The sequence below is a fragment of the Capnocytophaga cynodegmi DSM 19736 genome (assembly GCF_000379185.1).
GTDB lineage: Bacteria > Bacteroidota > Bacteroidia > Flavobacteriales > Flavobacteriaceae > Capnocytophaga > Capnocytophaga cynodegmi.
In genome coordinates this window covers 26,146-37,466 of sequence record NZ_KB900717.1, presented here as the reverse complement: position 1 = coordinate 37,466, position 11,321 = coordinate 26,146, and the positions used below count along the sequence as shown (strand labels likewise).

Sequence of the window (11,321 nt, the reverse complement as noted above, 5' to 3'; positions counted from 1 at the left end):
AAAATATATAAAAATTTGATTTTTAAAAATTATTTGTTTACATTTGAAGCAGAAAATAAAAATAAATTGATTATGGCTACAAAATCTTACTCAGAAAAAGTAGTGCAAACCAAAATAATGGTTGATGCACTGCGAAACAATAAGGAAAGTCTTCCTGCTGGTGTTACAGAAGAAACAATAAACAAATTGGAAGAATTAAAAAGCCTTGCAGAAAAGCTAAATAGTGAACAAGAAAAATTGAAAGCACAATTAAAGCTAAAAACAGAAGAACTTTCAGATACATTGGATAAATTATCAGCTTTGTATGTTGAAACTAAAAAAAGAGTGAAAATTGATGTTTCAAAATCACTTTGGAAAGAATACGGATTTTCTGATAAGAAATAATAATAAAAATTTCTTTTAATAGTGCTATTTCTGTTTTCTTTGTTGAATAAATGAAGAAAAAAGAGATAGCTTTTTTGTTTTTAATGTTATAATTATGAATAAAGATACTTTTTTTATTACAGGAATTTCTACAGAAGTAGGAAAAACAATTGTTTCGGCAATTATTACAGAAGCACTACAAGCAGATTATTGGAAACCTATTCAATCTGGAGATTTGGATAATTCAGATACTAATAAAGTTCAAAAATTGATTTCAAATGAAAAAAGTGTCTTTCATTCTAATTCGTATGTATTAAATACACCAGCAAGTCCGCATTTGTCAGCCGAGTTAGATGGAATTGGAATAGAATTAGATAAAATAAAACGTCCTGAAACTAAAAATCATCTGGTAATTGAAGGAGCAGGAGGATTGTTAGTTCCTTTGAATGCAAAGCACACTATTGCTGATTTAATATTGCCTTCTGATAAAATTATTTTAGTTTCTCGTCATTATTTAGGAAGTATTAATCATACGTTACTTACTTACGAAGCTTTAAAGCAACGTGGACTTTCTATTTTTGGAATTATTTTTAGTGGAGTAAAAAATCCTTCATCTGAAAGTATTATCTTGGAAAAAACAGGATTAAAATCTCTTTTGCATATAGATGAAGAACCTTATTTCGATAAAAATGTAATTAAATACTATGCAGAGAAATATATATCAAATTTGAATAATTTTTAATCTTGTTTCTTTTGTATTTCTCGTGATATACTGATTAGATATGATTGTAAATGAAAAAATCCGAGAAAGTTCTCGGATTTTTCGGTTTATTATTAAATATGAAGATAAAGTCAAATTAAAACTGATATACAACTTCTATTTTATGTCCTTCAAGAGTTTTTTTAGCTTTCTCAATGTCTTCGGTAAATCCTAACATATATCCGCCTCCTCCTGAGCCGCAAAGTTTCAAGAAATAATCTCCCGTATCAATACCTTTTTTCCAAAGAGCGTGAAATTCGGAAGGAATCATTGGTTTAAAGTTATTAAGAACCACTTTTGAAAGTTTTTTCACATTCTTGAAAAGGGATTTTACATTTCCTTTCAGAAAATCATCAATACAAGCGTCCGTATATTTGATGAATTGTGTTTTTAACATACTTTGAAAGGCTTCATTTTTCATATTTTCCATAAAAATACGAACCATTGGTGCCGTTTCGCCTACAACGCCGCTATCTAACAAAAAAACTGCTCCTTTGCCGTTTATCGTTTGGGAGGGTATCCCTGTAGGTTCAATATTATCTTTGGAATTGATAAGGATTGGCAGACTCAAATAGCTATTCAAAGGGTCTAAACCAGAGGACGTTCCATGGAAAAAACTCTCCATTTTTCCGAAAATATTTTTCAGTTGCAGAAGTTTTTCTCGGGTTAAATTCTCCAAAACCGTGATTTTATTGTGAGCGTATTGGTCGTAAATGGCAGCAACCAAAGCTCCGCTACTCCCAACACCGTAACCTTGCGGAATACTACTATCGAAGTACATTCCGTTACTAATGTCTTTTTTTAGCTGTTCAATGTCAAAAGTAACAACTTCAGGATTTTCTGAGGATAATTTTTCCAGATGGATAGCGAACTGAGCTAACGCTTGGTTTGATTTTTTTGCTTCTGCCTGTTTGCTTTCATCTGTTTGGTCAGGCATTTTTAAAGCTCCATTGTAGAAATTATACGGAATAGCCAACCCTTTGGAATCCTTGATGATGCCATATTCCCCAAAGAGTAAGATTTTTGAATAAAATAAAGGTCTCTTCATTTAAACTATTTCGGAGTTAGGTGTTGTTTTATTTTTTAATTTAGTTGTGTTGTGAAAAGATAAACATTCTTTTTCAGTATATCAAACTTTTAAAATCAACATTTCTAATTCGATGAGTTAGAAATTTGGTCGCAAATATACTGCTTATTTTCACAAAATACAATCAATTCATCTTTAATAAATTGCAAAACTTCGTTTTTGTGCGAATCGGGATATAAAACGTGTACGTTGGCACCAGCATCTAAAGTGAAGCAAACAGGAGTTTTGGTTTCTTGGCGGAACTTCCAAATGCGTTGGATAACTTCTAAAGTGTTGGGTTTCATTAGTATGAAGTAAGGAAGACTAGTCATCATCATTGCGTGAAGTGTTAAGGCTTCACTTTCAACAATCTCAATGAACTTATTTAAATCGCCATCTTTAAAAATAGGAATTAATTTATTAAGATTTTCGTGAGCTTGTTCGAAGCGTTTTTGAGCAAAAGGATGATTGTGCATCAAGTCGTGTCCTACAGAGCTACTCACTTGCTTTTGTCCTTTATCGATAAGCAAAATTGTGTCCTGATAATTTTTAAAAACATCGTGAATTTCAAAAGGATATGGAATTCCATAAAGGTCAGAACTTTGCGGAGTAGACTTATGTTCTCCCCAGACCACAATATTTCCTTGTATGCTTCGACAGGCACTTCCTGACCCCAAACGTGCTAAAAATGATGCTTTTTGCCAAAAATCGCTTTCTGAAATATTAGGGTTTAACTGCCTTTCAATCTGCATCAAGCATACTGACAGTGCCGCCATAGCACTTGCTGAAGAGGCAATCCCACTACTATGCGGAAAGGAATTTTCTGAATATATTTCAAAATGATAATCTTTCAAAAAAGGCAAGTATTCGTAAATCCGATTGAAAAAAGTAACTATTTTCGGGTGGAAAGACGGCTTTGGCTCTTTTTCAAAAAAGAAAGTAAACTGAAAATCATCAGTAGGTGTTTCTAATTTTTTAAAACGAACTGAAGTTTCTGTATAACAATTGGTTAGTGTGAAACTAACGGAAGGATTTGCGGGGATTTGTCCTTCAAGTTTTCCCCAATATTTAACCAAAGCAATATTGCTTGGTGCTTTCCAAGAAACGAAATTTTTATTACTCATTCAGTATTTTTTATCGTATTGGGCGATTCATTACCAAATCAATGTATAAATTTACTTTGTCTTTCAGTTGTTTTCGATTTACTATGAAGTCCAAAAAACCGTGTTCCAACACAAATTCTGCCGTTTGGAAACCTTCTGGTAAATCTTGTCCTGTTGTATCTTTTACTACTCGTGGCCCTGCAAATCCGATTAACGCTCCTGGTTCGGCGATGTTTATGTCGCCAAGCATTGCATATGAGGCTGTTGTTCCTCCAGTAGTAGGGTCGGTACAAAGTGAGATGTAAGGTAGTTTTGCCTCGTCCAGTTGGGCTAATTTTACAGAGGTTTTAGCCATTTGCATCAGTGAAAGTGCTGCTTCCATCATTCTGGCTCCTCCTGATTTTGAAATCATTAGAAAAGGCAATTTGTGTTTGATGGCATAAGCGATGGCTCTTGATATTTTTTCACCCACCACACTTCCCATCGAACCACCAATGAAAGCAAAATCCATACAAGCAATTACGATTTTTTCGCCTTTTGACTTGCCAACTGCAGTGCGGACAGCGTCTTTTAAACCTGTTTTTTGTTCAGCCTCTTTTAAACGTGTTGCATACGATTTTGTATCAACGAATTCCAAAGGGTCTTTGGAGGATAAATTGGCATCAAGTTCTTTAAATTCATTATTATCGAATAAGATTTGGAAGTATTCCTTACTTCCTATTCTGACGTGATAGTCGTCTTCTGGACTTACAAAGTAGTTTGTTTCAAGAGCTTCATTGTCAACTATACTTCCGCTTGGGGACTTGTACCATAGCCCTTTTGGTATATCTTTTTTTTCTTCAGTAGAAGTTTGAATTCCTTTTGCTGTTCTTTTAAACCAAGACATAATCTCTCTGTATTTGTTGGACAAAAGTACAAAAAAAAAATGAATTTGAAAGCAAAATTAAAATTTGAGAAAAGTAATTCCTATGTATTGTTAAATTTCTTGAAAATATATTATTGCTTTGATTTTTACATTTTTTTGAACAAGATATATTCTTAACCATTATTATGTGTTTTTTCAGAGTGTTAAAAAGAGTTAGATTTTGTGGATTGTTTTCTTTGTGAATAGAAGTAGATTTTTTTATTTGGTTATATTTTCTAACTTTGCGGTGTTGAAAATGTGAAATTTATATTGCTGATTTTGTTTTTATTATGTAATGTAAGCTTCTTTTTAAAATTTTCAACATTAAATAGAACTAAATGAAATTACTAACATATGTAAAGGCTGCTCGTCTACGAACCTTACCTCTTTCCGTTTCTGGTATTGTTATGGGGAGTGCTTTGGCGTTTCGTGCAGGATATTTTCGATGGGAAGTTTTTCTGTTGGCACTTTTAACAACGATTCTCTTCCAAATACTTTCTAATTTTGCTAATGATTATGGCGACGGAGTGAAAGGTACGGACAATGCAAATCGGATTGGTCCAGAAAGAGCTTTGCAAAGTGGAAAGGTAACTCGGAAGCAAATGAAACTTGCAGTTCTGATAACAGCTTTGTTGTCAGTGTTTTCATCTATAGTACTTATTTATGTTTCTTTCGGAAAAGAAAATCTTATGTATGTACTGATTTTCTTTTTTTTAGGGCTGTTTTGTGTAGCGGCGGCAATCAAATATACGGTAGGGAAATCGGCTTATGGTTACAGAGGATTAGGGGACGTTTTCGTTTTCGTTTTCTTTGGATTGGTAAGTGTGCTTGGTTCGTATTTTTTGTATGTACATCAATTAAATTGGAAAATATCTTTACCTGCTGTGGCAATTGGTTTGCTTAGTGTAGCAGTGCTAAATCTCAATAATATGCGTGATTATGAGAATGATAAGGCAGTAGGCAAAAATACACTTGTGGTGAAAATGGGAGTTGATTTGGCCAAGTATTATCAATATTATTTGGTGGTTTTGGCTATGCTTTGTATGTTGGCTTTTTCGATTTTGAATTTTCAGGTACGTTGGCAATTGATTTACATATTAGCTTTTTTTCCTTTGATAGTACATTTGCTTTCTGTTAAACGAAATAAAAACCTAAAAGATTTGGATAAAGAACTGAAAATTGTAGCTTTGAGTACTTTTTTTTTAACAATATTGTTTTTCATTGCACAAATTTTGTAATTTCGCCAATTGAGAATTATTTACATCTAATCACTCAAAAATACATTTATTTCACACCTCATAGATGTTGAAAATACTATGGAAGTAACTTTTTATGGACATTCTTGCGTTGGGATAAAAACAGAGGATACAAATCTGTTAGTAGACCCTTTTATATCAGGGAATCCTTTCGCCAGACATATTAATATTGAACAAATAAAAGCTGATTACATCTTGCTCACAAATGCTCATCAAGACCATACGATGGATGTTGAGGCTATTGCAAAGAGAACCAAAGCAAAGATTATTTCAAACTTTGAAATAGTTGAGCATTATTACAATTTGGGTTTTGATGGTCATCCTATGAATTTGGGTGGCTCTTTTGAGTTTCCGTTCGGGTATTTGAAGTTTGTACAAGCGTTGCATTCTTCCACATTTCCTGATGGAAAGGCAGGAGGCTGTGCGGGAGGTTTTATTTTGAAAACATTTGAAAAAACTATCTACATAGCTGGGAATACAGCCTTACATTTTGATATGCAGCTTATTCCAGTGCGTCATAAGATAGATTTTGCAGTGTTGCCAATTGGAGGAAACTTTACTATGGATATAGAAGATGCTGTTATGGCTTCCGATTTTGTGAAGTGTAATAGGGTGTTGGGAGTAAATTATGATACATTCAGTTACATTAAGCTCGATCACGAATTAGCAAGACGAAGTTTCAGAGCCAAAGGCAAAGAATTGTTATTGCTTGAAATAGGCAGAACTATCACCATTTAACAGTTTTCTACATTTTTATCTACAATTATTTTGAAATGAATTACTTTTCATCGGATTTTACTTTGGGTATTTTAGGAGGAGGACAATTAGGGAAAATGTTACTTACTGAAACCCGAAAGTATGATGTTAAAACTCACGTATTGGATTCCAGTGCCGACGCTCCCAGTCGTTTGGCGTGTAATCAATTCATTCAAGGAGATTTGAATGATTATGAAGCAGTTTACAATTTTGGTAAAAATGTCGATGTCCTTACCATTGAAATTGAAAATGTTAATGTCGATGCACTCGAAAAATTGGAAGAGGAGGGAATAAAAGTATATCCTTCGGCAAAGAGTTTGAGAATTATTCAAAATAAGGGGCTTCAGAAAGAATTCTACAGAGAGAATTCTATTCCAACAGCAAGTTTTGACATTTTTGCTTCAAAAAGAGAACTGAATCAGGCAATTACGCAAGGCAAAGTTCAATTTCCTTTCGTTTGGAAAAGTACTCGCTTTGGTTATGATGGTAATGGTGTAAAGGTTGTTCGTACAACAGATGATTTGATGAACATTTCTGATACAGAGTGTATTGCTGAAATGATGATTCCTTTTAAGAATGAATTGGCTGTGATAGTCGCTCGTAATCCGAAAGGGGAAGTAAAGACATATCCTGTTGTGGAAATGGAGTTTCATCCTGAAGCCAATCAAGTGGAATATGTGATTTGTCCTGCCCGAATCTCAGATGAGGTGGCTGAAAAGGCTTGTAGAGTAGCACTCCAAGTAGCAGAGGCGTTTAAAATTACGGGGCTTTTGGCAGTAGAAATGTTTCAAACCCAAGATGATGAAATTTTGGTGAATGAAGTCGCTCCACGTCCTCACAATTCTGGGCATTATAGCATTGAGGCTTCTTATACGAGTCAGTTTGAGCAACATTTACGTGCTATTTTAAATCTTCCGTTGGGAAAAACTGATAGTAAAGTGGCTGGGGTTATGGTGAATTTGGTTGGAGCAGAAGGATATACGGGTAACGTGGTTTATAAAAATATTGAAAAGATTATGGCTATGGATGGCGTTACGCCCCATATCTATGGAAAAAGAGAAACAAGACCTTTTCGCAAAATGGGACACGTTACCATTGTTGATGAAAATGTTTCCAAAGCTCGTGAAATAGCTCAAGAAGTAAAAGAGACCATCTTCGTTATCAGCGAGTAAATCAAAATTAGTCAGAGGTACATTTTTTAAACACATCAAATGAGAATATTTTTACTATTTCTAATTTCGGCTGTTGCTTTTGGGCAAAACCTCAAAACAGATTGGCAAAAAGAGAACCTGAAAGGCAAAGTTAAATCTGTGGAAAGTGTTGCGTATCGGTATGTTGGCAACGAGGGAAAGAAAGAGCCTATGTCTAATTTCAATACAGAGGAAAAGTATAATGATAAAGGGTTTAAAGTTTCAGGAAGAAGATTTACCAATGAAGGGAAAACTTCTGTAAGTTGGCGTTATTTTTATGATGATAAAAATTATCTGACAAAGGTCGAAATTCTAAATGATAAAAACCAAGTGGAAGAATCTTTAAAATATATTTATGAACTTGATCCTCAAAAAGAAGAAATCTTAGGGTATGATGGCTCGGGAAAGTTAACAGGAAAACAGATAGCTTCATATAATGAAAAAGGTAATAAAATCAGTGAGTTATCTTTAACCGCTGATGGAGCTTTTCTGTTGAGACAAGAAATCATTTATGATGCAAAAAACAATATTTTAGAGAAAAGATTTGAAGATAAAGAGGGAAAGAAAGTTCTTCTGAAGTATGTTTATGATAACAAAAATAACATTGTGGAAGAGAACTATTACGGAGAAGAAGACCAACTTTACGGACAGAAAATCTTTTCCTATAAATACGATGCAAAAGGCAACTGGATACAACGTACAGAGCGTATTTATGACGTTGAAAGAGTGGTTACAGAGAGAAAAATAGAATATTTTTAAAAAGGTTGAATTATGTCGATGAATAAAAATACGGTTTTGGGATATGCTACCCTTATAATGATTGTAGTAGGTGTGGGGCTTATAGCTTTAGGAGCTTTCCGATATGATGATATCGCAGGATTTGGTTTTGCGGCTGTTGGAGTAGGTTTTTTTGCTATTGCTTGGGTATTCAATGCTTTAAAAGGAAGGGTTTAAGTTTTGGAATAAAAAAATAACATTGTTTTTTGTGTTTTTCAATGTGTTTTTATAATTTTAGCACATCAAATAAGTAAACTCTAAACCGAAAAACAATGAAAATAGGAATTCCAAAAGAAATTAAAAACAACGAAAATCGTGTTGGAGCTACACCAAGTGGTGTTAGTGAATTAGTTAAGAATGGTCATACTGTTTATGTGCAAAAAACAGCAGGACAAGGAAGCGGTTTCTCCGATGAAGAGTATGTAAAAGCTGGTGCAATTATGTTGCCTACAATTGAGGAAGTTTATGCAGCAGCTGATATGATTTATAAAGTGAAAGAGCCTATTCTTCCTGAATATAATTTGATACGTGAAGGTCAATTGATTTTCACGTATTTTCATTTTGCTTCGGAGGAAGCTTTAACTCATGCTATGATAAAGCAAAAGGCCGTTTGTTTGGCATATGAAACGGTTACTGCTCATAATTCACTTCCGTTATTAACTCCTATGTCAGAGGTTGCAGGGCGTATGGCAGCTCAGCAAGGAGCTCGATTTCTTGAAAAACCTCAAGGAGGTAGAGGTGTACTTTTAGGAGGCGTTCCTGGCGTAAAACCAGCAAAGGTTTTGGTTCTTGGAGGAGGTGTTGTAGGATATAATGCGGCGATTATGGCTGCCGGATTGGGAGCTGATGTCATCATTGCGGATATCTCACTGCCAAGGCTACGTGTTTTGGATACAATTGTTCCAAAAAACATTGATACTCTTTTTGCTTCAACCTATAATATTCAAAATGAGTTGCCTTCTTGTGATTTGGTAATTGGTGCTGTGCTGATTCCAGGAGCAAAAGCTCCTCATCTTATTACCAGAGAGATGCTTAAATTAATGAAAAAAGGCTCTGTACTGGTAGATGTTGCGATTGACCAAGGAGGTTGCTTCGAAACATCGAAGGTAACTACGCATAGTGAACCAGTTTATGAAGTTGACGGAATTGTACATTATTGCGTAGCGAACATTCCGGGGGCCGTACCATACACTTCCACTTTGGCACTGACCAATGCCACTTTGCCGTATGCTATTGAGTTGGCTAACAAGGGTTGGAAACAAGCCTGCCAAGATGATAAAGGCCTTGAAGAAGGTTTGAATGTTGTTCAAGGGAAAGTGACTTACAAAGCTGTAGCCGATACCTTTGGTTTGGAATATACTCCCGTTTGTGAAGTGTACTAATGAATTATTAAAACAAAAAGCAGTAGTTTTCTACTGCTTTTTTCTTCTTTTTTATCTTATATCTCTCACTTTTAGCTGTAAAGAAGTGTTTCCATTCCAGTGATTTTCTTCGATGGAATACACAATTTCAAAAGGTTTGCCCGATTTTATCAATTCCAGTTTATTACCCAAATTAAATCCTATTGCGGTAAAGAATTTTTCTCCTTTAAAATCTTTTATTGTGAGCCGAAGATGATTATTTTCCTTACCAATTTGCTTGGCAAAGCCTGTATCAATCACGTTTTTAGCGTAAAATATGGGAGCCATATTCTGCGGACCAAAAGGTTCAAATTGTTTTAAAATCTGAAACATCTTAGGATTGATTTTTTCTAACGAAAGTTCAGTATCAATAGTTATTTGAGGTAATTTTAATTCTTTCGGAAGTGTTTTTGCAACTACTTTTTCGAATTTATCCTTAAAAAGAAGATATTTTTCGGGAAGAATTGTTAGTCCGGCAGCGTATTTATGTCCTCCAAATTGTTCGATATGTTCAGCACATTGCTCCAGAGCCTCATATACATCAAAACCTTGCACAGAACGCACCGAAGCTGCGTATTTTTCGCCACTTTTTGTGAAAACTACTGTCGGGCGATAGTAAGTTTCAATCAATCGTGAGGCTACAATGCCAATTACACCCTTATGCCAGTGCGGAGCATAAACAACGGTGGCTGATTTTTCTTCTTCCTGATTGACTTGTATCTGATGTAAAGCCTCTTGTACAATACTTCCATCAAGGTCTTTACGTTCATTATTAAAAGTTTCAATTTGCTTGGCTTTGGCAAAGGCTTGGCTGTAAGAACTTTCCGTAAGAAGTTTGACGGCGAACATTCCGTGTTCAATTCTTCCTGCTGAATTGATTCGCGGAGCCAACCGAAATACAATATCTACCATCTGTACGGGTTTGTTTTCCAGTCCTAATAATGCAGTAAGCCCCACAGACGGATTTTCGTTCATAATCTGCAATCCATAGTACATCATCACCCGATTTTCCCCTGTAATGGGTACAATATCAGCCCCAATGGCAACAGCTACCAAATCCAACAGCGGTTGTATTTGCTCAAACGGATTTTTCATCTGCTTGTTAAGAGCTTGTATTAGTTTGAAGCCTACGCCACAGCCACAAAGTTCCTTATATGGATAATTGCAATCGGTTTGCTTTGGATTTAAGACGGCTACCGCTTTGGGAATTACTTGCGAAGGACGATGATGGTCGCAAATGATAAAATCAATGCCTTTTTCATTGGCGTATTGTACTTTTTCTACGTCTTTGATGCCACAATCCAAAGCGATGATGAGCGAAAATCCGTTGGTGGCGGCGTAATCAACCCCTTGGAAAGAAACTCCATAGCCTTCGGTATATCGGTCGGGGATATAGGTGGCGAGTTGGCGAGTAAATCGCTTCAAGTACAAATACATTAGCGACACAGAGGTCGTTCCATCTACATCATAATCGCCATAAATGAGTATTTTTTCTTCCTTTTCAATAGCTTTTAGTACTCTTTGGACTGCTTTTTCCATATCTTTCATCAAAAATGGATTATGCAAGTCGGAAAGTGACGGACGAAAGAAGCTCTTTGCCTGTTCAAAATCGGAAACACCTCGCTGAGCCAACAAAGTAGCGGGAATTTCGCTGAGATTCAACTCCTTTTGGAGCTTTTCTACGATTTGAGGATTCGGTTTGGGCTTAAATGTCCAATGATGCATCATATTGCTAAGGATTTGATA

General features: G+C 35.2%; 12 protein-coding genes. 8 read left to right on the top strand and 4 right to left on the bottom strand.

What is annotated here, in order from left to right:
• Both YW9_RS0106695 and bioD read left to right on the top strand, forming a co-directional pair.
• The coding region (locus YW9_RS0106695; protein ID WP_018279422.1) for a hypothetical protein at nucleotides 1-384 on the top strand (384 nt) is incomplete at its 5' end.
• A 94-nt stretch (nucleotides 385-478) separates the two neighbouring features.
• On the top strand, nucleotides 479-1,105 hold the full coding sequence (gene bioD, locus YW9_RS0106690) for a dethiobiotin synthase (protein WP_018279421.1): 627 nt from the start codon (nucleotides 479-481) through the stop codon (nucleotides 1,103-1,105).
• Nucleotides 1,106-1,220: 115 nt separating this feature from the next.
• Here the strand turns inward: bioD and YW9_RS0106685 are convergent, their stop codons facing one another.
• The 3 genes from YW9_RS0106685 to accD all read right to left on the bottom strand — a co-directional run bounded on the left by YW9_RS0106685 (nucleotide 1,221) and on the right by accD (nucleotide 4,178).
• Nucleotides 1,221-2,171 carry a mevalonate kinase family protein gene (locus tag YW9_RS0106685; protein WP_013997679.1) on the bottom strand — a complete coding sequence of 317 codons (951 nt, stop codon included), beginning with the start codon at nucleotides 2,169-2,171 and terminating at the stop codon, nucleotides 1,221-1,223.
• Nucleotides 2,172-2,275: 104 nt separating this feature from the next.
• Complete coding sequence (locus tag YW9_RS0106680) at nucleotides 2,276-3,313, bottom strand: diphosphomevalonate/mevalonate 3,5-bisphosphate decarboxylase family protein (RefSeq protein ID WP_018279420.1); 1,038 nt, start codon at nucleotides 3,311-3,313, stop codon at nucleotides 2,276-2,278.
• A gap of 10 nt (nucleotides 3,314-3,323) precedes the next feature.
• On the bottom strand, nucleotides 3,324-4,178 hold the full coding sequence (accD, locus tag YW9_RS0106675; protein ID WP_018279419.1) for an acetyl-CoA carboxylase, carboxyltransferase subunit beta: 855 nt from the start codon (nucleotides 4,176-4,178) through the stop codon (nucleotides 3,324-3,326).
• Nucleotides 4,179-4,534: 356 nt separating this feature from the next.
• On the opposite strand from accD, the gene YW9_RS0106670 reads away from it, so the two are divergent.
• From YW9_RS0106670 to ald, 6 genes are all read left to right on the top strand, one after another.
• Nucleotides 4,535-5,434 (top strand): 1,4-dihydroxy-2-naphthoate polyprenyltransferase, encoded by a 900-nt coding sequence (locus YW9_RS0106670; protein WP_018279418.1) that lies wholly within the window; start codon nucleotides 4,535-4,537, stop codon nucleotides 5,432-5,434.
• A 78-nt stretch (nucleotides 5,435-5,512) separates the two neighbouring features.
• Nucleotides 5,513-6,190: a metal-dependent hydrolase gene (locus YW9_RS0106665; protein WP_018279417.1), complete on the top strand. Its 678-nt coding sequence runs from the start codon at nucleotides 5,513-5,515 to the stop codon at nucleotides 6,188-6,190.
• Between the two features lie 35 nt (nucleotides 6,191-6,225).
• Complete coding sequence (locus tag YW9_RS0106660; RefSeq protein ID WP_018279416.1) at nucleotides 6,226-7,380, top strand: 5-(carboxyamino)imidazole ribonucleotide synthase; 1,155 nt, start codon at nucleotides 6,226-6,228, stop codon at nucleotides 7,378-7,380.
• A 39-nt stretch (nucleotides 7,381-7,419) separates the two neighbouring features.
• Entirely contained in the window at nucleotides 7,420-8,157 is a 738-nt protein-coding gene (locus tag YW9_RS0106655; RefSeq protein ID WP_018279415.1) for a hypothetical protein, read from the top strand.
• A 12-nt stretch (nucleotides 8,158-8,169) separates the two neighbouring features.
• Nucleotides 8,170-8,352, top strand: coding sequence for a CAL67264 family membrane protein (locus YW9_RS0106650; protein WP_026193871.1), 183 nt, complete (start codon nucleotides 8,170-8,172; stop codon nucleotides 8,350-8,352).
• 95 nt (nucleotides 8,353-8,447) lie between these two features.
• On the top strand, nucleotides 8,448-9,557 hold the full coding sequence (ald, locus tag YW9_RS0106645) for an alanine dehydrogenase (protein WP_018279413.1): 1,110 nt from the start codon (nucleotides 8,448-8,450) through the stop codon (nucleotides 9,555-9,557).
• Between the two features lie 51 nt (nucleotides 9,558-9,608).
• Here ald and recJ read toward each other — a convergent pair whose 3' ends face one another.
• Nucleotides 9,609-11,303: a single-stranded-DNA-specific exonuclease RecJ gene (gene recJ / locus YW9_RS0106640; RefSeq protein WP_018279412.1), complete on the bottom strand. Its 1,695-nt coding sequence runs from the start codon at nucleotides 11,301-11,303 to the stop codon at nucleotides 9,609-9,611.
• Nucleotides 11,304-11,321: the final 18 nt, after the last annotated feature.

Bases quoted from the DNA above. Each gene is read 5' to 3' on its own strand.
- bioD (WP_018279421.1), top strand. From the start codon at position 479: ATGAATAAAGATACTTTTTTTATTACAGGAATTTCTACAGAAGTAGGA.
- YW9_RS0106685 (WP_013997679.1), bottom strand. From the start codon at position 2,171: ATGAAGAGACCTTTATTTTATTCAAAAATCTTACTCTTTGGGGAATAT.
- YW9_RS0106680 (WP_018279420.1), bottom strand. From the start codon at position 3,313: ATGAGTAATAAAAATTTCGTTTCTTGGAAAGCACCAAGCAATATTGCT.
- accD (WP_018279419.1), bottom strand. From the start codon at position 4,178: ATGTCTTGGTTTAAAAGAACAGCAAAAGGAATTCAAACTTCTACTGAA.
- YW9_RS0106670 (WP_018279418.1), top strand. From the start codon at position 4,535: ATGAAATTACTAACATATGTAAAGGCTGCTCGTCTACGAACCTTACCT.
- YW9_RS0106665 (WP_018279417.1), top strand. From the start codon at position 5,513: ATGGAAGTAACTTTTTATGGACATTCTTGCGTTGGGATAAAAACAGAG.
- YW9_RS0106660 (WP_018279416.1), top strand. From the start codon at position 6,226: ATGAATTACTTTTCATCGGATTTTACTTTGGGTATTTTAGGAGGAGGA.
- YW9_RS0106655 (WP_018279415.1), top strand. From the start codon at position 7,420: ATGAGAATATTTTTACTATTTCTAATTTCGGCTGTTGCTTTTGGGCAA.
- YW9_RS0106650 (WP_026193871.1), top strand. From the start codon at position 8,170: ATGTCGATGAATAAAAATACGGTTTTGGGATATGCTACCCTTATAATG.
- ald (WP_018279413.1), top strand. From the start codon at position 8,448: ATGAAAATAGGAATTCCAAAAGAAATTAAAAACAACGAAAATCGTGTT.
- recJ (WP_018279412.1), bottom strand. From the start codon at position 11,303: ATGATGCATCATTGGACATTTAAGCCCAAACCGAATCCTCAAATCGTA.